19 protein-coding genes are annotated in these 23,070 nt (G+C 70.7%); 1 reads left to right on the forward strand and 18 read right to left on the reverse strand.

The features are described from left to right. Positions 1–23: 23 nt before the first annotated feature. From GTY67_RS06925 to GTY67_RS06945, 5 genes are all read right to left on the reverse strand, one after another. Positions 24–1,610 carry a Na+/H+ antiporter gene (locus GTY67_RS06925; protein WP_093686670.1) on the reverse strand — a complete coding sequence of 529 codons (1,587 nt, stop codon included), beginning with the start codon at positions 1,608–1,610 and terminating at the stop codon, positions 24–26. Between the two features lie 190 nt (positions 1,611–1,800). Further along, the gene (locus GTY67_RS06930) at positions 1,801–2,292 is read right to left on the reverse strand and encodes a GNAT family N-acetyltransferase (RefSeq protein WP_161278107.1); all 492 of its coding nucleotides are present in this window, start codon (positions 2,290–2,292) and stop codon (positions 1,801–1,803) included. Next, positions 2,289–3,230 (reverse strand): RluA family pseudouridine synthase, encoded by a 942-nt coding sequence (locus tag GTY67_RS06935; protein WP_093686668.1) that lies wholly within the window; start codon positions 3,228–3,230, stop codon positions 2,289–2,291. The genes GTY67_RS06930 and GTY67_RS06935 overlap by 4 nt, the downstream gene beginning before the upstream one ends. Before the next feature lie 43 nt (positions 3,231–3,273). Continuing rightward, positions 3,274–3,864, reverse strand: coding sequence for a signal peptidase II (gene lspA / locus GTY67_RS06940; protein WP_093686667.1), 591 nt, complete (start codon positions 3,862–3,864; stop codon positions 3,274–3,276). Positions 3,865–3,922: 58 nt separating this feature from the next. Beyond that, on the reverse strand, positions 3,923–4,750 hold the full coding sequence (locus tag GTY67_RS06945; protein ID WP_161278108.1) for a TraR/DksA C4-type zinc finger protein: 828 nt from the start codon (positions 4,748–4,750) through the stop codon (positions 3,923–3,925). Between the two features lie 574 nt (positions 4,751–5,324). Between GTY67_RS06945 and ileS the strand changes: the two genes are divergently transcribed. Continuing rightward, positions 5,325–8,468: an isoleucine--tRNA ligase gene (ileS, locus tag GTY67_RS06950; protein ID WP_161278109.1), complete on the forward strand. Its 3,144-nt coding sequence runs from the start codon at positions 5,325–5,327 to the stop codon at positions 8,466–8,468. A 319-nt stretch (positions 8,469–8,787) separates the two neighbouring features. On the opposite strand, the gene GTY67_RS06955 is transcribed toward ileS, so the two are convergent. From GTY67_RS06955 to GTY67_RS07015, 13 genes are all read right to left on the reverse strand, one after another. Further along, complete coding sequence (locus GTY67_RS06955; RefSeq protein WP_093686664.1) at positions 8,788–9,936, reverse strand: DivIVA domain-containing protein; 1,149 nt, start codon at positions 9,934–9,936, stop codon at positions 8,788–8,790. 49 nt (positions 9,937–9,985) lie between these two features. After that, positions 9,986–10,270 (reverse strand): YggT family protein, encoded by a 285-nt coding sequence (locus GTY67_RS06960; RefSeq protein ID WP_006123846.1) that lies wholly within the window; start codon positions 10,268–10,270, stop codon positions 9,986–9,988. Positions 10,271–10,360: 90 nt separating this feature from the next. Next, positions 10,361–10,984, reverse strand: coding sequence for a cell division protein SepF (sepF, locus tag GTY67_RS06965; RefSeq protein ID WP_093686663.1), 624 nt, complete (start codon positions 10,982–10,984; stop codon positions 10,361–10,363). 126 nt (positions 10,985–11,110) lie between these two features. Further along, the gene (locus GTY67_RS06970) at positions 11,111–11,830 is read right to left on the reverse strand and encodes a YggS family pyridoxal phosphate-dependent enzyme (protein ID WP_161278110.1); all 720 of its coding nucleotides are present in this window, start codon (positions 11,828–11,830) and stop codon (positions 11,111–11,113) included. Positions 11,831–11,833: 3 nt separating this feature from the next. Beyond that, a complete protein-coding gene (gene pgeF, locus GTY67_RS06975) occupies positions 11,834–12,577 on the reverse strand; it encodes a peptidoglycan editing factor PgeF (protein ID WP_161278111.1) in 744 nt (247 codons plus the stop codon). Then, positions 12,574–13,797 (reverse strand): cell division protein FtsZ, encoded by a 1,224-nt coding sequence (gene ftsZ, locus GTY67_RS06980; protein ID WP_093686660.1) that lies wholly within the window; start codon positions 13,795–13,797, stop codon positions 12,574–12,576. Before ftsZ ends, pgeF begins: the two co-directional genes overlap by 4 nt. Positions 13,798–14,073: 276 nt before the next feature. Next, on the reverse strand, positions 14,074–14,868 hold the full coding sequence (locus tag GTY67_RS06985; RefSeq protein WP_161278112.1) for an FtsQ-type POTRA domain-containing protein: 795 nt from the start codon (positions 14,866–14,868) through the stop codon (positions 14,074–14,076). A gap of 62 nt (positions 14,869–14,930) precedes the next feature. Then, the gene (gene murG / locus GTY67_RS06990) at positions 14,931–16,019 is read right to left on the reverse strand and encodes an undecaprenyldiphospho-muramoylpentapeptide beta-N-acetylglucosaminyltransferase (RefSeq protein WP_093686657.1); all 1,089 of its coding nucleotides are present in this window, start codon (positions 16,017–16,019) and stop codon (positions 14,931–14,933) included. A gap of 6 nt (positions 16,020–16,025) precedes the next feature. Next, the gene (gene ftsW, locus GTY67_RS06995) at positions 16,026–17,357 is read right to left on the reverse strand and encodes a putative lipid II flippase FtsW (RefSeq protein WP_161278113.1); all 1,332 of its coding nucleotides are present in this window, start codon (positions 17,355–17,357) and stop codon (positions 16,026–16,028) included. A 61-nt stretch (positions 17,358–17,418) separates the two neighbouring features. Next, a complete protein-coding gene (gene murD, locus GTY67_RS07000; RefSeq protein WP_202461345.1) occupies positions 17,419–18,861 on the reverse strand; it encodes a UDP-N-acetylmuramoyl-L-alanine--D-glutamate ligase in 1,443 nt (480 codons plus the stop codon). Continuing rightward, positions 18,843–19,913, reverse strand: a complete 1,071-nt coding sequence (gene mraY / locus GTY67_RS07005; RefSeq protein WP_093686654.1) for a phospho-N-acetylmuramoyl-pentapeptide-transferase — start codon at positions 19,911–19,913, stop codon at positions 18,843–18,845. The genes murD and mraY overlap by 19 nt, the downstream gene beginning before the upstream one ends. Then, positions 19,910–21,331, reverse strand: coding sequence for a UDP-N-acetylmuramoyl-tripeptide--D-alanyl-D-alanine ligase (murF, locus tag GTY67_RS07010; RefSeq protein ID WP_093686653.1), 1,422 nt, complete (start codon positions 21,329–21,331; stop codon positions 19,910–19,912). The genes mraY and murF overlap by 4 nt, the downstream gene beginning before the upstream one ends. Before the next feature lie 4 nt (positions 21,332–21,335). Next, positions 21,336–22,907, reverse strand: coding sequence for a UDP-N-acetylmuramoyl-L-alanyl-D-glutamate--2,6-diaminopimelate ligase (locus GTY67_RS07015; RefSeq protein ID WP_343238646.1), 1,572 nt, complete (start codon positions 22,905–22,907; stop codon positions 21,336–21,338). Positions 22,908–23,070 lie beyond the last annotated feature (163 nt).

Consider the following 23,070-nt stretch of genomic DNA (forward strand, 5'->3'; position numbering starts at 1 on the left):
GCCCCCGTACGGGACCCGGAGCCTCAGCGCAGGGAGCGCACGTCCAGGTAGCGCAGCACCCGGTCCACGACCTCCGGGTCGGAGCCGGCCTCGTTGCGGGCCGAGAGGACCTCGTGGCGGGCGGCCGACATCATCTCGCGCTGGACCCGGCTGACCGCCTGGAACCGCTCGGCCCGCTTCGCGTACGCCTCGCGCCGCTCCTCGTCGACGATCTCCGGGTTGATCCGGGCCCCGATGTCGTACGCGGCCCGCTGGAGCCGCTCCATGACCTCGTCCGGGAACTCCTCGACCTCCTGGATCTCCTTGAGCCGGTGCTTGGCGGCCTTGGCGGCGCGCAGGGCGAGGTCCCGCTCCAGGGCCTCCTCCGCGTCGGAGTCGGCGCGGACCCTGAGCTTGCGGACCAGCCAGGGCAGGGTGAGCCCCTGGAAGACGAGGGTGACCATGATCACGCAGAAGGCGACGAAGATGATCTCGTCGCGGCCGGGGAAGGGCTGCCCGTCGTCCGTCTCCAGCGGGATCGCCAGCGCCAGCGCGACGGAGGCCACCCCGCGCATCCCGGCCCACCACATGACGACGGTCTCCCGCCAGCTGGTCGGGATCTCCTCGCTGACGTCCCGCCGGGTGTGCAGCCGTTTGGCGAGCCAGGTGGCGGGCAGCAGCCACGCCAGCCGTACGCCGACGACGACCCCGACGATCGCGAGCCCCCAGCCGAGCATCTGGAATTCGCGGCCGTCGGAGGTGCCGAACACACTGTGCAGCTCCAGGCCGATCAGCCCGAAGGCCACACCGGTGACCAGGGTGTCGACGATCTCCCAGAAGGTACGTCCGGTGAGCCGCCCGAGCACGTCGTCGGCGTCGGCGGTGTGCTCGGCGAGGTAGAGCGCGATGGTCAGGACGGCGAGCACGCCGGAGCCCATCAGCTCCTCGGCGAGGACGTAGGCGACGAAGGGCACCAGGAGGCTCAGGCCGACCTGGAGGGTGGCGTCGCCGAGGAGCCCCATCAGCTTGATGGTGAGCCAGCCGAGCGCGAGGCCGACGGCGATCGCGACCACGGCGGAGAGGATCAGCAGCCCGAAGGCCTCGGGCACCGAGAAGCTGCCGCTCACCGCCGCGGCGATGGCCACGTGGTAGAGCACGATCGCGGTGACGTCGTTGAAGAGCCCCTCGCCCTCCAGGATCGACACCAGTCGGCGCGGCAGTCCGACCGAGCCGGCCACGGCGGTCGCGGCGACCGGGTCGGGCGGGGCGACGAGCGCGCCCAGCGCGACGGCGGCGGCGATCGGCAGCCCCGGCACGATCGAGTTGGCGACCGCGGCGACGGCAGCCGTGGTGACGAAGACCAGGGCGACGGCCAGCAGGAAGATCGGCCGTTTGTTGGCGGCGAACTGGCGCCAGGAGGTGCGCTGCACGGAGGCGTAGAGCAGCGGCGGCAGCAGGGCCGGGAGGATGATCTCGGGCGGGATGCTGACGTTCGGCACGAAGGGCGCGAACGCCATCGCGACCCCGGCCAGCGTCATCAGGACCGGTGCCGGCAGCCCCAGGCGGGCGCCGAGCGGCACCGTGACCACGGCTCCGAGCAGCAGCAGGAGCAGCAGGGCCATTTGATCCACGGGAGATGCCTTCCGGAGCGTACGGTTCCGTACCTCTCACGCCGGGCCGAGGCACAGGTCACGGCCGGCCGTGCCTGCGGGTCCGGCCGGATGAGCGGCCGTCAGGAGCCCGGCCGGGTCGACGGCCGGGCGGGGCCTCCACCCTGCCACGCACGGTTCACGGGGAGGACGAGACCCCCCGCGGACGAAGTCAGCCCCGGGCCTGGGGCAGTGCGCGTCGCATCGCCCGGTGGGCAATGCCCGCGTCCGGGAACTCGGGGCCGTACGCGACGTATCCGAGCCGTTCGTAGAAGCCGAGGGCGTGGGTCTGGGCGTGCAGGTCGACGGCGGCCAGGCCGAGCAGGGCCGCCTCCTCCTCGATGGCGCGCACCAGGGCGGCGCCGACGCCGAGGCCGCGCGCCCGCTGGGTCACCGCGAGCCGGCCGAGCGAACCGACGGTGAGGTCGCCGCCGGTCTTCCCGGCCGCGATCTCGCCGTACAGCAGCCGTCCCGTGCCGAGGGCGGTGCCGTCGGCCGCGACGGCCAGGACGTGCACGGCGGTCGGGTCGTAGGCGTCGTACTCGATCTCCTCGGGCACGTTCTGCTCGCCGACGAAGACTTCCTTGCGCACCTGGAAGCAGGCCGCCAGGTCGCTCTCCTCGACGGCCCTGCGGGTGGTGTACGCGGGTGGTACGGCGGTCACTGGCTCTCCGCGGCGATGGTGTCGAGGGCGTGCTGGAGATCGGCGGGGTAGGTGCTGGAGAACTCCACCCAGCTGCCGTCGCTCGGGTGCTCGAAGCCCAGGCGCACGGCGTGCAGCCACTGCCGGGTCAGCCCGAGCCGCTTGGCCAGGGTCGGGTCGGCGCCGTACGTCAGGTCGCCGACGCAGGGGTGGCGGTGGGCGGACATGTGGACCCGGATCTGGTGGGTGCGGCCGGTCTCCAGCTTGATGTCCAGGAGGCTGGCGGCGCGGTACGCCTCGATGAGGTCGTAGTGGGTCACCGACGGCTTGCCCTCGGCGGTGACGGCCCACTTGTAGTCGTGGTTGGGGTGGCGCCCGATGGGGGCGTCGATGGTGCCGCTCATCGGGTCCGGGTGGCCCTGCACGAGCGCGTGGTACTTCTTGTCGACGACCCGGTCGCGGAACTGGGCCTTCAGCAGCGTGTAGGCGCGCTCGGACTTGGCGACGACCATCAGGCCGGAGGTGCCGACGTCGAGGCGGTGCACGATGCCCTGGCGCTCGGCGGCGCCGGACGTGGAGATGCGGTACCCGGCGGCGGCGAGGCCGCCGATGACGGTGGTGCCGGTCCAGCCGGGGCTGGGGTGGGCCGCGACGCCGACCGGCTTCATGATGACCACGATGTCGTCGTCGTCGTGGACGATCTCCATGCCCTCGACGGGCTCGGCGACGATCTGGACCGGGGCGGGCGCTCCCGGCATCTCGACCTCCAGCCAGGCGCCGCCGTGCACACGCTCGGACTTGCCGGCCACCGAACCGTCCACCTGGACCTTCCCGGCAGCGGCCAGCTCGGCGGCCTTGGTGCGGGAGAAACCGAACATCCTGGAGATGGCGGCGTCGACACGCTCGCCTTCCAGGCCGTCCGGTACGGGCAGGGTGCGGATCTCGGGGTGCGTACTCACCTGTCGAGTATGCCTTGCGCCCGCCGGTGCCCGCGCCGCCCGGTCAGTCCTTGTGGACAGTGCCGTCGGGGTCCAGGCCCTTGAAGGAGAGGATGACGATGAGGATGCCGCCGCAGACGATGGCGGAGTCGGCGAGGTTGAAGACGGCGAAGTGCTTGGGGGCGATGAAGTCGACCACCGCCCCTTCGAACACGCCGGGCGCCCGGAAGATCCGGTCGGTGAGGTTGCCGAGCGCACCGCCCAGGAGCAGCCCCAGGGCGATGGCCCACGGCAGGCTGTAGAGCTTGCGGGCCAGCCGGATCACGACCACGATCACACCGGCCGCGATGACCGTGAAGATCACCGTGAACGCCTCGCCGAACCCGAAGGCGGCCCCCGGGTTGCGCAGCGCCCGGAATTGCAGCCAGTCGCCGATGATGTCGATCGGCGGCTGGTGCTCCAGCTTGGCGACCACGATCAGCTTGCTGACCAGGTCCAGCAGGTAGGCGACGACGGAGACGCCGATGAGCACCAGGATCTTGCGCTTGCCCCGGCCCGCGTTCACCGCGGCGTCGGCGGCCGTGGAGCCGCCTTCGTCCGGGTGCTCGGTCTCGGGATTGTCCGGCGTACCGATGATGCGCTCCGCCTCTGCCACGTGAGTCCCTCAACCTAGGTGCCTGACTGAGGACGAGGGTACGACACACCTGTACGGGTCAGCCGCGCCGCTCCTGCTTCTGCTTGTCCTCGACGCAGAGGGTGGCGCGGGGGAACGCCTGCATCCGCGCCTTGCCGATCGGCTTGCCGCAGATCTCGCAGAGCCCGTAGGTCCCCGCCTCCAGCCGCGCGAGGGCCCGCTCGGTCTGCTCCAGCATCTCCTGGGCGTTGGCGGCCAGCGACAGCTCGTGTTCCCGCGTGATGTTCTTGGTGCCCGTGTCGGCCTCGTCGTCACCCGCGCCGTCGCCGGAGTCCCGCATCAGCCCGGCCAGCGCCGCGCCGGAGGCCTCCAGCTCGCTCCGCAGCCGTACGATCTCGCTGGTCAGCAGGGTGCGCGCCTCGGTGACCTCCTCGGGCGTCCAGGGGTCCTCCCCGGGCCGTACCGCCAGCTCGCCGGGAGCGGTCGCGGCGGCGGCCCGGGCGGGCGGCACGGCCGCCTCGTCCGTACCGGCTGCGGGGCGACTCGCGCTCTTCTTGGCTACCACCGTGTGGGCTCCCGTCTCCTCGGCGGCCGCAGCCGCCCCCGTGGCCGTCTCTGCGGCCGTCTTCGAAGCCTTCTTGGCCGCGCTCTTCTTCGCGGCGCTCTTCTTGGTGCTCGTGGTGCTCTTCTTGGCGGCTGTTTTCTTCGCCGCGGTCTTCTTGGCAGGCGCTTTCTTCGCAGCGGTCTTCTTGGCGGCCGTTTTCCTGCCGACCGCCTTCTTGCCGGCCGCCTTTCCCGCGGGCGCCTTCTCCTCTGCCGTCCCGTCCTCGGACGTCCCGTCGGCCGGTGGCTTCCCGTCGGCCTTCTGCCCGGCCGCGGTCTCTTCCGCCGTCTTCTTCGCCACCATGGCCGCGGCCCCTTCACATATTGTGATCTTGCACGCGAATCGTGCTGGGACGATAAATCGACCCCAGCCCCGCGGCAACGGGGCACGCCGCCCTTTCGCCCCTCCCCGTACCCGGTCGTGGCGCGCCTGCATCCGTTGTTCCCAGCTCCCCGCCCGGTAATCCAGCCCCCGCAGGCCCCCGCACCGCGCAGCCGACTCCGTACGCCCCCGACTGGCCATTCGGGTCACGCCCGGGCCCCGGGTTAAACCGGTCGGCCGTCAGCCGTACGGGCCCGTACACTGGGCCCAGCGAAAGGCATGGATGGGACGAGTAGCGCCGTACGCAGCCAGCAGCGACCCGGGGACGGTGGGAGCCCGGGGGCGAGCGCGTCGTGAAGATCACCCCGGAGCCGCCGGAAGAACGCCTCGGACCGTGGGTTCCGCCCCACGGACACCGAGGCCACTAGACCCGGCATCGCGACCCCAATGAGGGGGCCACGGGCACGCCCGGGGCCAAGGAGGGTGGTACCGCGGGAGCCGAGACGCTCTCGTCCCTCCGACGGAAGTGGAATACGTCCGCCGGAGGAAGCCGCACATGACATCGCCGCAGTACCGCCAGGTACCCGCCCAGGTCGACCTGCCCGCGCTGGAACACGCCGTTCTCGACTTCTGGCAAGAGAACAAGGTGTTCGAGAAGAGCCTCGACCAGTCCGAGGGCCGCCCCGAGTGGGTCTTCTACGAGGGCCCGCCCACCGCCAACGGCATGCCCGGCGCCCACCACATCGAGGCCCGCGTCTTCAAGGACGTCTTCCCCCGCTTCCGCACCATGCAGGGCTACCACGTGGGCCGCAAGGCCGGCTGGGACTGCCACGGCCTGCCGGTCGAACTCGCGGTGGAGAAGGAACTGGGCTTCAACGGCAAGAAGGACATCGAGGCGTTCGGCATCGCCGAGTTCAACGCCAAGTGCCGGGAGTCGGTGACCCGCCACACCGACGCGTTCGCCGAGCTCACGACGCGTATGGGCTACTGGGTCGACCTGGACGACGCGTACCGCACGATGGACCCGGAGTACGTCGACTCCGTGTGGTGGTCGCTGAAGGAGATCTTCAACAAGGACCTGCTGGTCCAGGACCACCGCGTCGCCCCCTGGTGCCCGCGCTGCGGCACGGGCCTCTCCGACCACGAGCTGGCCCAGGGGTACGAGACGGTCGTCGACCCCTCGGTCTTCGTCCGCTTCCCCCTCACCTCCGGCCCGCTGGCCGGCGAGGCGGCGCTCCTGGTCTGGACGACCACGCCGTGGACGCTGGTCTCCAACACGGCGGTCGCCGCGCACCCCGAGGTCCGCTACGTCGTCGCGACGAACGGCGAGGAGAAGCTCGTCGTCGCCGAACCCCTCCTGGAGAAGGCCCTCGGCGAGGGCTGGGAGGTGACCGGCCAGTCGTTCACCGGCGCGGAGATGGAGCGCTGGACCTACGAGCGCCCCTTCACGCTGGTCGACTTCCCGGCCGAGGCGCACTACGTGGTCAACGCGGAGTACGTCACGACCGAGGACGGTACGGGTCTGGTCCACCAGTCCCCCGCCTTCGGCGCCGACGACCTCCTGGTCTGCCGTGCGTACGGCCTCCCGGTGGTCAACCCGGTGCGCCCCGACGGCACCTTCGAGGAAGACCTCCCGCTGGTCGGCGGCGTCTTCTTCAAGAAGGCCGACGAGGCGCTCACCGCGGACCTGGACGCGCGGGGCAAGCTCTTCCGCCACGTCCCGTACGAGCACAGCTACCCGCACTGCTGGCGCTGCCACACGGCGCTGCTCTACTACGCGCAGCCGTCCTGGTACATCAGGACGACGGCCATCAAGGACCGCCTCCTCCAGGAGAACGAGAAGACCAACTGGTTCCCGGACTCGGTCAAGAACGGCCGCTTCGGCGACTGGCTGAACAACAACGTGGACTGGGCGCTCTCCCGTAACCGCTACTGGGGCACGCCGCTGCCGGTCTGGCGCTGCGAGGACAACCATCTGAGCTGCGTGGGCTCACGGGCGGAACTGACGGAACTGACAGGCACCGACCAGTCGTCCCTGGACCCCCACCGCCCGTTCATCGACGAGGTCACCTTCACCTGCACGCACGAGAACTGCCAGCTGGAGGCGTACCGGGTCCCGGAGGTCATCGACGCCTGGTACGACTCGGGTTCGATGCCGTTCGCGCAGTGGGGCTACCCGTACAAGAACAAGGAGATCTTCGAGAGCCGCTACCCGGCGCAGTTCATCTCGGAGGCCATCGACCAGACCCGCGGCTGGTTCTACACGCTGATGGCGGTCGGCACGCTGGTCTTCGACAAGTCCTCGTACGAGAACGTGGTCTGCCTGGGCCACATCCTCGCCGAGGACGGCCGCAAGATGTCCAAGCACCTGGGCAACATCCTCCAGCCGATCCCGCTGATGGACCAGCACGGGGCGGACGCGGTGCGGTGGTTCATGGCGGCGGGCGGCTCCCCGTGGGCGGCACGGCGGGTGGGCCACGGCACGATCCAGGAGGTCGTCCGCAAGACGCTGCTGACGTACTGGAACACGGTCGCGTTCCAGGCCCTGTACGCGCGCACGTCGGGCTGGGCCCCGTCGGCGGCCGACCCGGCCCCGGCGGACCGCACGGTCCTGGACCGCTGGCTGCTGAGCGAACTCAACGCGCTGGTCGACCAGATGACGGTCGCGATGGAGGGGTACGACACCCAGCGCGCCGGCAAGCTGCTCTCGGCGTTCGTGGACGACCTCTCCAACTGGTACGTACGCCGCTCGCGCCGCCGCTTCTGGCAGGGCGACAAGGCGGCACTGCGCACGCTGCACGAGGTGGTCGAGACGGTGACCCGGCTGATGGCGCCGCTGACCCCGTTCATCACCGAGCGCGTCTGGCAGGACCTGGTGGTACCGGTCACGCCGGACGCCCCGGAGTCGGTGCACCTGTCCTCGTGGCCGAAGGCGGACCTGGCGGCGATCGACCCGACGCTCTCGACCCAGATGGCGCTGGTGCGCCGCCTGGTGGAGCTGGGCCGGGCCACGCGCGCGGAGTCGGGCGTGAAGACGCGCCAGCCGCTGTCGCGGGCGCTGGTGGCGGCGGCGGGCTTCGAGTCGCTCGCTCCGGACCTGCGGGCGCAGATCACGGAGGAGCTGAACGTCACATCGCTGGCCACGCTCTCGGAGGTCGGCGGCTCGCTGGTCGACACGACGGCGAAGGCCAACTTCCGGGCGCTGGGCAAGCGGTTCGGCAAGGGCGTGCAGGCGGTGGCCAAGGCGGTGGCGAACGCGGACGCGGCGGCGCTCTCCCTGGCCCTGCGCGAGGGCACGGCGTCGGTGGAGGTGGAGGGCGAGCAGATCACCCTCACCCCCGATGAGGTCATCATCACGGAGACCCCGCGCGAGGGCTGGTCGGTCGCATCGGACGCGGGTGCGACGGTGGCGCTGGACCTGGAGATCACCCCGGAGCTGCGCCGCGCGGGCCTGGCCCGTGACGCGATCCGCCTGATCCAGGAGGCCCGCAAGAACAGCGGCCTGGACGTGGCGGACCGCATCGCCGTCCGCTGGACCTCGACGTCCCCGGCCACGGTGGAGGCCCTCACGGAGCACAAGCCGCTGATCGCGGACGAGGTGCTGGCGGTGGAGTACGCGGAGGGCGAGGCGGACGACACGTACGGCGCGCCGTTCGAGGACGAGGGCCTGGAGCTGGTGTTCCGCCTGCGCAAGCAGTAGGTCCGTAGGACGGAGGGCCCGGCCGGACACGCTCCGGCCGGGCCCTCCGCCGTACCCACCTCAGGGGCTCCGCCCCCGGACCCCGCTCCTCAAGCGCCGGCGAGGCTACAGATAGCCCCTCCGGCGCTTGAGGAGCGGGGTCCGGGGCAGCGCCCCGGTTTCGGGAAGGGGCGGGTAGGGGAACGGCCCGCCGCAGGCGCCCCCACCCGCACCCGGCAACAACGGCGCGGCGCCCACGTCAAAGGGCCGGGCCCCGGGGTTTCCCCGGGGCCCGGCCCTTTGACTGCCGACGGCTACGCGCTCAGCGAGCGCGATCCGCTCAGTTGTCGTCCTCGTCGATCAGAAACCCACGCATCGGCGACGGCGCCTGCTGCATCGGCTGCGGCGCCTGAGGCCGAACCGGCGCCATCGGCTGCGTCATCGCGGGCGACATCTGCTGCTGCCCACCGTAGGACGGCGCACCGCCCATGGACTGACCGCCACCCATCTGCTGGCCGCCGTGGCCACCGTGGTTGGAGCTGCCCATGGAGTGACCCATCGCACCCGCACCGGCCGGAGCCAGCGAGGGGGACGGCGGCAGCGAGGCGGTCGCCGGAGTCCGCGGCGGGGCGAGCGAGTCGTCCGACTGGGTCTCCAGCTGACGCAGCTGGCTCTCCAGGTAGGACTTCAGCCGCGTGCGGTACTCGCGCTCGAAGCCGCGCAGGTCCTCGACCTTGCGCTCCAGCGTCGCGCGGGCCGACTCCAGCGAGCCCATCGCCACGCGGTGCTTCTCCTGCGCGTCCCGCTCCAGGGCGTCGGCCTTGGCACGGGCGTCGCGCTCCAGACCCTCGGCACGGCTGCGCGCCTCGCCGACGATCTTGTTGGCCTCGGAACGGGCCTCCGCGATCGCCTGGTCGGCGGTCTGCTGGGCGAGCGAGAGGACACGGGCGGCGCTGTCGCCACCGGGGCCCTGCCCCTGCTGCTGCATCTGCGGCTGCTGCATCTGCTGCATCTGCTGCTGCTGGGGGTGCTGACCCATGGGGCCGCCCATCGGGCCACCCATGGGACCGCCCTGCATCGGGCCGGGGCCGTGCGGACCCTGCGGGCCGCCGTGGCCGCCCTGGGGGCCGTGACCGCTGGGGCCGGCAGGCAGCTGCGGAGCTCCACCGGGCAGCTGGGGCGGACCCATCTGCGGGGGCTGCTGCTGCTGCGGCGGTCCAGATATGGCGGCGGGGACGGGTGCACCCGGGCGGTCCTGCTGCTCCGGGGGCTTGCGCATACCCTGCTGCTGCTGTTGCTGCTGGTTCTGCGCGGCGGCACGCGTCGCGGCGGCCAGCTTGGCGCGCAGGTCCTCGTTCTCACGGAGCAGACGGGTCAGCTCCGATTCGACCTCGTCGAGAAAGGCATCGACCTCGTCCTCGTCATAGCCTTCTCGGAGGCGGACGGTCGTGAACTGCTTGTTCCGCACGTCCTCGGGGGTCAACGGCATCTCTTCTTCACCTCTACGTAGTCGTCGGCAGTCGGCAAGACCGTATCGCTCACAACCTGACCACAACGCTGATCAGGATGTAGACGATGATCATCAGAACGAAGAAGGACAGGTCGAGTGCCACGCCCCCGAGACGCAGCGGCGGAATGAACCGCCGCAGAAGCTTGAGCGGTGGATCGGTGACAGTGTAGGTGGCCTCAAGTACGACCACCATCGCCTTGCCGGGTTGCCATGAACGTGCGAACTGGAAGACGTAGTCCATGACCAGCCGGAAGATCAGCACGATGAGGAAACACATCAGCGCGATATAGACCACATCCAGTGCGACGCCCATGTCTCGCGCTTCCCTCTCCCCTGGCTCTCGTAGCTCCGGCCTCTCGGCCGGTACCGGCCTCGCGGCCGGGTTGTTCCCGGTGTCGTGTTCTCAGCTCTGGTTGAAGAATCCGCCCTCTGCGATGCGGGCCTTGTCCTCCGCCGTGACATCGACGTTAGCAGGCGACAACAGGAACACCTTCTGCGTCACGCGTTCAATGCTGCCATGGAGCCCGAAGACGAGTCCTGCGGCAAAGTCGACAAGTCGCTTCGCGTCCGTATCGTCCATCTCCGTGAGATTCATGATCACCGGAGTGCCCTCACGGAAGTGTTCCCCGATGGTACGGGCCTCGTTGTAGGTCCTGGGGTGCAGCGTGGTGATGCGGTACGGCTCCCGCTCGGACACGACCTTGGGCATGATCACCGGTGCGTTCTTCTCCATGTTCGGACGTTCAGGTGTGATGGATGCCACGGGGGCGATTCGGGCGGGTCGCCCGCTTTCCGCGGGGAGCTGAACCGGCTCGCGCTGGGCGGGCGGTTGCACCACTCGTACCGGTTCGTCCCTTTCGCGCTCCCGCTCGCGCTCGCGTTCCACCTGGTGCGGGGGCTGATGCCGTCGCCGCTCGGGCTCCGGCTCAGGTTCGAATTCGTCGTCGGGGTCGAACCCCGGACCGTCGTACCCATCGTCCTCCACGAGGCCGAGGTAGACCGCCATCTTGCGCATCGCGCCGGCCATGCTCCGAGTCCTCCGCTCTGTGGTGGATCGGCATTCGTCACCAAGTGCCCGCGATCCACTGTGGTCCGCCCCGTTGTACTGGGGAATGACCATATTTTCTGCTGTGGTCCGACTTGCTTCGCGACGTTACCCGAGCCCGGGTCGGACTCCGAGTACCGCCGTACCGACGCGTACATGTGTCGCTCCGGCCGCCACCGCGTCCTCGAGGTCCGCACTCATACCTGCGGAGACCATGTTCGCAGCCGGATGACCGGTGCGCAGGCGGGTGGCGAATTCCATCAGCCGGTCGAACGCGGCCCGTTGCCTGCCGGCAAACGGTCCGGCCAGCGGCGCCACGGTCATCAGGCCGTCCAGCCGCAGACCCTCGGCCGCGTCGACCGCGGCCGCCAACTCCTCGATCCCGTCCGGCGCGACCCCGCCGCGCTCACCGCGCTCGCCGCTCTCCGCGTCCAGGGCGACCTGGATCAGACAGCCGAGCTCGCGCTCCGCGCGGACCGCCGCGGCCGAGAGGGCCGTGACCAGCTTGATCCGGTCCACCGACTGCACGACATCGGCATAACTCGTCACAGAACGAACCTTGTTCGTCTGCAATTGTCCGACAAAGTGCCATGTCAGGGACAGATCCGCACAAGCGGTGGCTTTCGGTGCCGCGTCCTGGTCACGATTCTCCGCGACATGACGCACTCCCAGTTCGTGCAGAATCCGCACATCGCTCGCGGGGTAGGTCTTGGTGACCACGATCAGGGTCACCTCCTCGCGCTTGCGGCCGGCCGCGGCGCAGGCGGAGGTGATCCTTTCCTCCACCTGTGCGAGATTCGCCGCGAGTTGAGCCTTACGGTCCGTCATGCCCTATCCGTCCAACCAGACATATCCGGCGAGCCGCCCGGTGGTGCGGTCGCGGCGGTACGAGAAGTGGTCGCCCGATTCACGGGTGCAGACCGGCGAACGGTGCAGGTCACTCACGCCGAGAGCGGTGAGCTGGGCGTGGACTCCGCCGGTGACGTCGACCGCCGGGGTCCCCCAGCTGGTCTCGGCCCAGGTGCCGGGGACGGCCGCGGCGACCTCGGCGCGCATCGCCTCCGGCACTTCGTAGCACCGTCCGCAGACGGCCGGTCCGGTGTGCGCGGTGATCCGGGAGGGGCGTGCGCCCAGCGCGGTCATGGCCTCGACCACCGCGGGGACGACTCCGGCGACCAGCCCCGGCCGCCCGGCGTGCGCCGCCCCGACGACTCCGGCGACCGGGTCGGCGAGGAGGACGGGGGTGCAGTCGGCGGTGAGGACCGCGAGCGCGAGTCCGCGCCGCGTGGTCACCAGCGCGTCCACGGCCGGGATCTCCGCGTCCGTGCCCCAGGGTCCGTCGACCACCGCCACGTCCCGGCCGTGCACCTGGTTCATCCAGACGACCGAGGCCGGGTCGAGGCCGAGCCGGCGGGCCGCGCGCTCGCGGTTCGCGCCGACGGCGGCGGGGTCGTCACCGACCGCGCCGCCGAGGTTGAGCTCACCGTACGGAGCGGCGCTCACCCCGCCCCACCGGTCGGTGAAGGCGAAGTGAGCGCTGCCCGTGACGGGTTCCGCCTGGTGGTGACCTATCACTTCAAGAAGTCCGGTACGTCCAGCTCTTCGGCCTGGGTGTCCTGGTAGGGACGGGCCGGCGGGACGTGCGGCGGAGAGACCTGCGACAGCGGGCTCTCGCTCGAAGCCGACGCGGGGGCGGGCTCGGCCGGGGCCGGGCTCTCCTCGCGCGGAGGTACGGAGCCGAGTCCGCCGGCCGGGCGCGCGGACTCCGCGGAGGGCCTGGCCGGAGCGGCCGGCTCCTCCCTCTTGTTCGTGTTGCCGCCGAGGGCGCTCTCCCGGCGGGTCGGCGGCTGTCCGCCGTCGAACCCGGCCGCGATCACGGTGACCCGCACCTCGTCACCCAGGGCGTCGTCGATGACGGCGCCGAAGATGATGTTGGCCTCGGGGTGGGCCGCCTCGCTCACCAGCTGGGCGGCCTCGTTGATCTCGAAGAGACCGAGGTCGCTGCCGCCGGAGATGGAGAGCAGGACGCCCCGGGCGCCGTCGATGGACGCCTCCAGGAGCGGCGAGGAGATCGCCATCTCCGCCGCCGCGACCGCGCGGTCGTCGCCGCGCGCCGAGCCGATGCCCATGAGCGCCGATCCGGCCTCGGACATGACCGACTTGACGTCGGCGAAGTCGAGGTTGATCAGGCCCGGGGTGGTGATCAGGTCGGTGATGCCCTGGACACCAGAGAGCAGGACCTGGTCGGCCGACTTGAAGGCGTCGAGGACGCTGACCTGACGGTCCGAGATGGACAGCAGGCGGTCGTTGGGGATGACGATGAGGGTGTCGACCTCTTCGCGGAGTTCGGCGATGCCGTCCTCCGCCTGATTCGCGCGTCGCCGGCCCTCGAAGGTGAACGGGCGGGTGACCACACCGATCGTCAGGGCGCCGAGCGAGCGCGCGATGTTGGCGACGACGGGTGCGCCGCCGGTGCCGGTGCCGCCGCCTTCTCCGGCGGTGACGAAGACCATGTCGGCCCCCTTGAGGACCTCCTCGATCTCCTCACGGTGGTCCTCTGCCGCCTTACGACCGACGGCCGGGTTCGCCCCGGCGCCGAGGCCCCGGGTGAGTTCGCGGCCGACGTCGAGCTTGACGTCGGCGTCGCTCATCAACAGGGCTTGTGCATCCGTGTTGATCGCGATGAACTCGACGCCCTTGAGACCGACCTCGATCATTCGGTTGATGGCATTGACACCACCGCCGCCGACACCGATGACCTTGATGACTGCGAGGTAGTTCTGCGGTGCTGCCACGTCGAAGGCCTCTCGCCTCGAGTTACGTGTCGTCGCTCTGCGGAGGACCCGCGGCGACGACTGATGTCGATGGGGACGGTCCGAACGCCGACCCAAACCCTAACGTTCAACTTTAGGGTTACCAGTGTGTCTGCTTCCTGGACTCTTCCGAACAGGACACTAAGTCGACAAGTGGCGCACGTTCAACGAACACGCCGAACCTCCCGTTTTTCTTTTCACCCTATGTGATCACCCGTAGCGCTGACCAACCAGGGTGCTGGCCAGCACAAATGCACGTCAACTCCCCGATACCGCAGGGGCGCTGGGGGCACTCACGTCGAACTGTCCCGCTTTGGGCTCCGCCTTCATGAGAGCGGTGAGAACACGCGCCTTCTCGGGCCCGTCCTCACTACTGCCCCAGATCACCAGCCGATCCCGTGTGAGCCGCAAGGAAACCGCGTCGTACGAGGTGATCCGTACGGCCTCGGTGTCCTTGGCGACCCCCTTGGGGAGTTCACCCGCGACCTGAACCGCTTCCTGCAACAGACGGTCACTGCCGAACCGGCGCAGGCTCGCCGACCGTTCCGGCTTCAGCTCCAGCAGGGGTACGCCCTTGGGAGCCCGGTCCACCGTGGCGAACCGGAAGCCCCTACCGTCCACTTCGACGAACTTCGCACCCTTTTCGACCAGCAGGACCGGCTTGCGTTCGGTCACCTTAAGGCTGATGCGGTGCGGCCAGGACCGTACGACATCCACCGAGTCGATACGAGGCAACTTCTGGCGCAACCGGGCTTCGATGGCCCCGGTGTCCACGGAGATCAGCGGGGCTCCGATCGGCGCGGCGGCAACCGCTTCCACTTCCTGCCGGGTCAGCACCTCGACGCCGGTGGTGGAGACGCGTTCGACGCGGAGCCAGGAGGAGCCGTAGAGCACCCAGATGATGAAAGCGGTGAGCAGGGCCGCCGCGACACCGATCAGGATCAGCAGCGTACGGCGGCTGATCCGGCGCTCCTCGGGGCCGATGTGCGGCGGGCGGGCGGGGGTGTCCGCACGCCCCGTTGCGCCGCGCTGGGCGGTCGTCGGTCCGGCCACGCTCGCTCCTTCGCCGGACCCGGGGCGCCCGCCCCGGGTCCGCACCGCCTCGCGCCGCACGCCTAGTGGCGTGCGGCGATCGCTTCGTACACCATGCCGACGAGCAGGTCGTCGGCGTCGCGCCGGCCGAACTCGGCGGCGGCACGGGACATTTCGTACAGCCGGTGGGGGTCCGAGAGCACCGGCAGGACGTTGCCCTGCACCCACTCCGGGGTCAGCGCCGCGTCGTCCACCAGCAGGCCGCCGCCGGCGTTGACCACCGGCTGGGCGTTCAGCCGCTGTTCGCCGTTGCCGATGGGCAGCGGGACGTAGGCGGCGGGGAGCCCGACGGCGGAGAGTTCGGCGACGGTCATCGCGCCCGCGCGGCAGAGCATCATGTCGGCCGCGGCGTACGCGAGGTCCATCCGGTCCACGTACGGTACCGGGATGTAGGGCGGCATCCCGGGCATGTTGTCGATGCGCGGCAATTCGTTCTTCGGACCGACCACATGGAGGATCTGGATCCCGGAGCGCTGGAGCAGCGGCGCGACCCGCTGGACCACCTCGTTGAGGTGGCGCGCGCCCTGCGAGCCGCCGGAGACCAGCAGCGTGGGCAGGTTGGGGTCGAGGCCGAAGGAGGCGCGGGCCTCCGGGCGGACCCGGGCGCGGTCCAGGGTGGCGATGGTGCGGCGCAGCGGGATGCCGATGTAGCGGGCGCCGCGCAGCTTGCTGTCCGGCGTGGAGACGGCGACCCCGTGGGCGTACCGGGAGCCGATCTTGTTGGCGAGGCCCGGGCGGGCGTTGGCCTCGTGGACCACGATCGGGACGCCGACGCGCTTGGCGGCGAGGTAGCCGGGCAGCGCGACGTAGCCGCCGAAGCCGACCACGCAGTCCGCCTTGGTGCGCTCCAGGACCTGCTCGGCGGCCTTGATCGTGCCGCGCAGCCGGCCCGGGACGGTGATCAGCTCGGGGGTGGGCTTACGGGGCAGCGGCACGGCAGGGATGAGGGCGAGCTCGTACCCCCGCTCGGGTACGAGCCTGGTCTCCAGGCCGCGTTCCGTGCCGAGGGCAGTGATTCCCACGGTCGGGTCCTGCCTGCGCAGGGCGTCTGCGAGGGCAAGCGCGGGCTCGATGTGTCCGGCGGTCCCCCCGCCGGCGAGTACGACATGCACCGAAATTCACCGCTCTCCGGACGAACGCTTCTTGACGCGCCGTCTCATCGTCTTCCATCTCACCCCGGGCCTCCGCATGGCCAGGGCCGCCCTCGCGGCGGGATCGTCCCGCGCGAAGGCGATCATGAGCCCGACCGCGAACATCGTCGGCAGCAGGGCGGACCCTCCGTAGGAGAACAGCGGGAGCGGGACACCGGCGATCGGCAACAGGCCGAGCACCGCACCGATGTTGATCACGGCCTGGGCCATGATCCAGGTGGTCACGCCTCCCGCGGCATACCTGACGAAGGGGTCCTCCGTGCGTCCGGCCACGCGGATACCCGCATAGCCTAGAGCCGCGAACAGGGCGAGCACGGACAGCGTCCCTGCCAACCCCAGTTCCTCACCGGTGATCGCGAAGATGAAGTCGGTGTGGGGTTCCGGGAGTTGACCCCATTTTTCCACACTCGCACCCAGCCCGGAACCGAACCATCCGCCGGAGGCCAGAGCGTAGATTCCGTGGGCGGCCTGCCAGCAGCCGCCGTCCGGGTCGGGTTCGCCGACGATGCCCATGCAGGAGAGCCGGGACATCCGGTTGGGGCTGGTCCAGATCAGCAGGAACGCGATGACGGCGGCGAATCCGAGCACCCCGGCGAAGAGCCGGGTGGGGGCGCCGGCCAGCCAGAGCAGGCCGAAGAGGATCGCCGTGAGAATGATCGCGGTCCCCATGTCGCCGCCCAGCATGATCAGCCCGAGCAGCATGAAGGCGACCGGGACGAGCGGGACGAGCATGTGCTTCCACTGCGTCAGCAACCGCTTGTCCTGCTTGCGGGCGAGCAGGTCGGCGCCCCAGAGGATGAGCGCGAGCTTGCCGAACTCGCTGGGCTGGATCTGGAACGGGCCGCCCAGGTAGAGCCAGTTCTGGTTGCCGTTGACCGACATCCCTATCCCCGGCACCTGGACCAGGACCATCAGGAAGACCGTGATCATCAGCATCGGGTAGGCCAGCGCGCGGTGGAGCTTCACCGGCATCCGGGAGGCGATCAGCATGAGCGCGCCCCCGATGACGGCGGCGACGAACTGCTTGCCGAAGAAGTACGTCGAGGACTTGTCGATGCTCAACGCCTTGATCATCGAGGCGGAGTAGACCATCACCAGGCCCAGGACGGTGATCAGGAGGCTGGAGCCCAGGATCACGTAGTAGGCGGTCAGGGGCCGGTCCCAGGCCCGGCGTGCCTGCTCGTAGAGGCGCCGCGCGCCTCCGCCGCGCGGGGTGCGGGGGACCGGGGAGCCGCGTCCCGCGCCACGGGGCGGCGCCGGCCGGCGGCTGCGTACGGCGGAGCTCTTCTCGGCCGGCATTGTCGCTGTCCCCTCCACTGCTCGTGCCCGGGGGCGCGGCCCCGGCGCGGAGCCCGGTCGGTCAGGCGCTCGTCTCGGCGCGTGCGCGGACCGCGTCCGCGAACGCCTCGCCCCGCTTGTTGTAGTTGGTGAACATGTCCATCGAGGCGCAGGCCGGGGCCAGCAGTACCGTATCGCCCGGCCGCGCGAGCCGGGCGGCGTGCTCCACCGCCTCGGACATCGCCCCAGTGTCGGTCCGGTCGAGGTCGACCACCGGGACTTCGGGGGCGTGTCGCGTCAGGGCTTCGTGGATCAGCGCGCGGTCGGCGCCCATCAGCACGACCCCGCGCAGCCGCTTCGCCGCGCCGGTGACCAGCTCGTCGAAGGTGGCGCCCTTGGCGAGGCCGCCCGCGATCCAGACGATGGAGTCGTAGGCGGCCAGCGAGGCCTCGGTGGCGTGGGTGTTGGTGGCCTTGGAGTCGTCGACGTAGGCGACTTCGGCGATGTCCGCGACGTGTTCGATGCGGTGGGCGTCGGGGCGGAAGTCGCGCAGCCCGTCGCGGACGGCGGCCGGTTCCACGCCGAAGGCGCGGGCGAGGGCGGCGGCGGCCAGCGCGTTGGCGATGTTGTGCGGCGCCGGCGGGTTGACGTCGGAGACCTCGGCCAGCTCCTGGGCCTGCTTCTGGCGGTTCTTCACGAAGGCCCGGTCGACGAGGATGCCGTCGACCACGCCGAGCTGCGAGGGACCGGGGGTGCCCAGGGTGAAGCCGATGGCCCGGCAGCCCTCCTCGACGTCGGCCTCGCGGACCAGCTCCTCGGTGGCGGGGTCGGCCGCGTTGTAGACGCAGGCGACCGTGTTGCCCTCGTAGACCCGGCCCTTGTCGGCGGCGTACGCCTCCATGGAGCCGTGCCAGTCGAGGTGGTCCGGGGCGAGGTTGAGGACGGCGGCGGAGTGGGCGCGCAGGGAGGGCGCCCAGTGCAGCTGGTAGCTGGAGAGTTCGACGGCCAGGACGTCGTACTCCTGCTCGCCGAGCACCGCGTCCAGCAGCGATACGCCGATGTTGCCGACCGCCGCGGTGCGCAGGCCGGCCGCTTCGAGGATCGAGGCCAGCATCCGTACGGTGGTGGTCTTGCCGTTGGTGCCGGTGACGGCGAGCCAGGGCGCGGCCTTGCGGCCGTTGGTCCCGCGCAGCCGCCAGGCGAGTTCGACGTCGCCCCAGATGTCGACGCCCGCCTCGGCGGCAGCCAGGAAGAGCGGCTTGTCCGGCTGCCAGCCGGGGGCGGTGACGACGAGTTCCGTGGACGGCGGCAGGGTGGCGCCGTCGCCGAGGCGCACGGTGATGCCGAGCGCCTCCAGTTCGGCCGCCTGCGCGCGGGCGCGCTCGTCGTCGCCGTCGTTGACGACGGTGACGAGCGCGCCGCGCTCGTGCAGGGCGCGGGCCGCGGGGATGCCGCTGACACCGAGTCCTGCGACGGTGACGTGCTTGCCCTGCCAGTCCACGGTGCTCACTTCTTGGCTGCCCATCCCGCGTAGAAGAGGCCGAGGCCGACGATCACGCACATGCCCTGAATGATCCAGAACCGGACCACCACAAGGACCTCGGACCACCCCTTGAGTTCGAAGTGGTGCTGGAGCGGTGCCATCCGGAAGACCCGCTTGCCGGTCATCTTGAACGAACCGACCTGGATGACCACGGACATGGTGATCATCACGAAGAGGCCGCCGAGGATGGCGAGCAGGAACTCGGTCCGGGACAGGATCGCCAGGCCCGCGAGGGCGCCGCCGAGGGCGAGCGAGCCGGTGTCGCCCATGAAGATCTTGGCGGGCGAGGTGTTCCACCACAGGAAGCCGAAACAGGCGCCCATCAGGGCCGAGGCGACGACGGCGAGGTCGAGTGGGTCGCGTACCTCGAAACAGGCGCTGGGGTTGGTCAGGTTGGCCGCGTTGGCGCAGGACTCCTGGAACTGCCAGAGGCCGATGAAGGTGTAGGCGCCGAAGACCATCACCGAGGCGCCGGTGGCCAGTCCGTCCAGGCCGTCCGTGAGGTTCACGCCGTTGGACATGGCGAGGATCATGAACAGCGCCCAGACGCAGAACAGCACCGGGCCGATCGACCAGCCGAAGTCCTCCACGAAGGAGAGCCGGGTGGAGGCGGGGGTGTTGCCCCGGGAGTCGGCGAACTGGAGCGAGAGCACCGCGAAGGCGATGCCGACGATCAGCTGCCCGGCCATCTTCGCCTTGGCCCGCAGGCCCAGCGAACGCTGCTTGACGATCTTGATGTAGTCGTCGAGGAAGCCGACGAGGCCCATCCCGGCCATCAGGAACAGCACGAGGACGCCGGAGTACCGGATGTCCTCGCCGGTGATCACCTTCGCGAGGAAGTACGCGATGATCGTCGCCAGGATGAAGGCGATGCCGCCCATCGTGGGCGTGCCCTTCTTGCTGCCGTGCGTGCGCGGGCCGTCGTCCCGGATGAACTGCCCGTATCCCTTGCGGGCCAGCAGCTTGATCAGCAGCGGGGTCCCGACCAGGGTCAGGAAGAGCCCGATGGCCCCCGCGAAGAGGATCTGCCTCATCGGCCGGCGACCTCGCCCTCGGTCGAGTTCTCCAGCAGTGCCTGGGCGACCTTCTCCAGGCCGACCGACCGGGACGCCTTCACCAGCACGACGTCTCCCGGGCGCAGTTCACTGCGCAGCAGGTCGACGGCCGCCTGTGCGTCGGACACGTGCACCGACTCCTCACCCCACGAACCCTCGTTATATGCGCCCAGTTGCAGCCAGGAGGCTTCTCTCCCCCCGACAGCGACGAGCTTGCTGACGTTGAGCCGGACGGCGAGCCGTCCGACCGCGTCGTGCTCGGCGAGCGACGCGTCACCGAGCTCGGCCATCTGACCGAGCACCGCCCAGGTGCGCCCCCCGTCGGCCGCTCGGGCCTGGCCCATGGCAGCCAGCGCACGCAGTGCGGCTCTCATGGATTCGGGGTTCGCGTTGTAGGCGTCGTTGACGACCGTCACACCGTCCGGACGCTCGGTGACCTCCATGCGCCAGCGGGAGAGGGTGCCCGCCTCCGAGAGCGCCTCGGCGATCTCGGTCACGGACATGCCCAACTCATGGGCGACGGCGGCCGCGGCGAGCGCGTTCGACACGTGGTGCTCACCGTACAGGCGCAAGGTCACGTCGCTGCACCCGGTGGGTGTGTGGAGCTCGAACGCGGGCCGCCCGTCGGGGGTCATCCGGACCTTCTCGCCCCGTACGTCCGCTTCCGGGGCTTCTCCGAAGAGCAGGACCCGGGCCTTGGTGCGCGAAGCCATCGCGCGTACGAGGTGGTCGTCGGCGTTGAGCACGGCGCAGCCGTCCTCGGGGAGCACCTCGACCAGCTCGCCCTTGGCCTGGGCGATCGCCTCGCGGCTGCCGAACTCCCCGAGGTGGGCGGAGCCCACGTTGAGGACCAGGCCGATGCGGGGCGGGGTGAGGTCGGCGAGGTAGTGGATGTGCCCGATGCCGCGGGCGCCCATCTCCAGGACCAGGTGCTGGGTCTCGGAAGTGGCGCTCAGGGCGGTGAGCGGCAGGCCGATCTCGTTGTTGAGGGAGCCCGGCGTCCAGACCGTGGGGGCCTTGCGCTGGAGGAGCTGCGCGATCAGGTCCTTGGTGGACGTCTTGCCCGCGGAGCCGGTGAGCGCGACGACGGTGGTGCCGAGGCGTTCGACGACGGTACGGGCCAGCGCGCCGAGCGCGCCGACGACGTCGTCCACGACGATCGCCGGAACGCCGACGGGACGGGCGGCCAGGACGGCTGCCGCGCCCGCCTCGACGGCGCGCTGCGCGTAGTCGTGGCCGTCCACGCGTTCGCCGGCGAACGCGGCGAACAGGCTGCCGGGCGCGACCTCGCGGGAGTCGATGACGACGGGTCCGGTGACGGTGACTGCCGGGTCCGGTATGTCGTGCGGCTGCCCGCCGACGATTTCGGCGATCTCGGCGAGGGAAAGGGTGATCACTTGGTCATCCCTGACTGTTGTTCTCGTGGTGAGGGGCACGGTCCGCGGCGCCGGTGCGCCCCAGGGACCGCTCGATGGCGTCGTGCAGGACCTTGCGGTCGTCGAAGGGGCGTACGACCCCGTGGATGTCCTGGCCCTGCTCGTGGCCCTTGCCGGCGACGAGGACGGTGTCGCCCGGTTCGGCGCGGGCGACGGCGGCGGCGATGGCCGAGGCGCGGTCGGCGTCGACCAGGACGTCGCCGCGTTCGTGGACGGGGACCTCGGCGGCGCCGGAGAGCATCGCGGCGAGGATCGCGAGGGGGTCCTCGGAGCGGGGGTTGTCGGAGGTCAGTACGGCGGTGTCGGAGAGGCGGGCCGCGGCGGCGCCCATCGGGCCGCGTTTGGTGGTGTCGCGTTCGCCGCCGCAGCCGAGGACGATGTGCACCCGGCCCTCGGTGACCTTCTGAAGGGAGCGCAGCACGGACTCGACGGCGTCGGTCTTGTGCGCGTAGTCGACGACGGCGAGGTACGGCTGTCCGGCGTCCACCCGCTCCAGGCGGCCCGGGACCCCGGGGACGGCGGCGATGCCGTCGGCGGCGGTCTGCGGGTCGACGCCCGCGACGGCCAGGGTGACGATCGCGGCCAGGGTGTTGGCGACGTTGAACGGGCCGGGCAGCGGGGCGCGGGCGGTGATCCGCTCGCCCTTGGGGCCGACGGCGGTGAACGTGCTGTCCTGCGGGCCTACCTGGACGTCCTCGGCGTGCCAGTCGGCGTCCGGGTGGCCCTCGGCGGAGAAGGTGGTGACGGGGACGCCGGACTCGGTGATGAGCCTGCGGCCGTACTCGTCGTCGAAGTTCACCACGCCGCGGTGGCTGCGCTCGGGGGTGAAGAGCTGCGCCTTGGCCTGGAAGTAGTCCTCCATGCCGGAGTGGAACTCCATGTGCTCCGGGCTGAGGTTGTTGAAGACGGCGACGTCGAAGACGCAGCCGTCGACCCGGCCGAGCACCAGGGCGTGGCTGGAGACCTCCATCGCGACGGCCTCGACGCCGCGTTCGCGCATGACGGCGAAGAGGGCCTGGAGGTCGGTGGCTTCGGGGGTGGTGCGCTCGGACTTGATGCGCTCGTCGCCGATGCGCATCTCGACGGTGCCGATGAGCCCGGTGGGCCGGCCCGCCGCGCGCAGTCCGCCTTCGACGAGGTACGCGGTGGTGGTCTTGCCGGAGGTTCCGGTGATGCCGATCTGGAGGAGGCCGATGCCGGGCCGCCCGTAGATGTCGGCGGCCAGCTCGCCCATGACGGCGCGCGGGTCCTCGACGACGAGGACCGGCAGGCCGGTCGCGGCGGCGCGTTCGGCGCCCGTCGGGTCGGTGAGGACGGCGGCGGCACCGAGGCCCGCGGCCTGGGCCGCGAAGTCGGCGCCGTGGAACCGGGCGCCGGGCAGGGCCGCGTACACGTCTCCGGGGCGCACAGCCCGCGAGTCGTGGGTGATGCCGGTGACGTCACCGGCTCCCGTCGCGTCGACGCCGAGCCGGGCGGCCAGCTCGCCGAGGGGGGTGGGCCGGAGCCGGTCCGGTCGGGGCGCTCCCGGGTAGGTCACAGGCGCGTCCTTCTGAGAGGTTTGGGACTGATCAGCGTGGGGCACGGCGGTGAGCGTACCGGGCCGGTGCGGGCTCTCGCGAAGCGAGGGACCGGGTCCCGGGAAGTTCTCGTTCCGGTTCCCGGGATCGGGGGTGATGGTTGTCACTGAGGGTTCCCTTGGA

This window comes from Streptomyces sp. SID8374, assembly GCF_009865135.1.
In the GTDB taxonomy this organism is placed as follows: domain Bacteria; phylum Actinomycetota; class Actinomycetes; order Streptomycetales; family Streptomycetaceae; genus Streptomyces.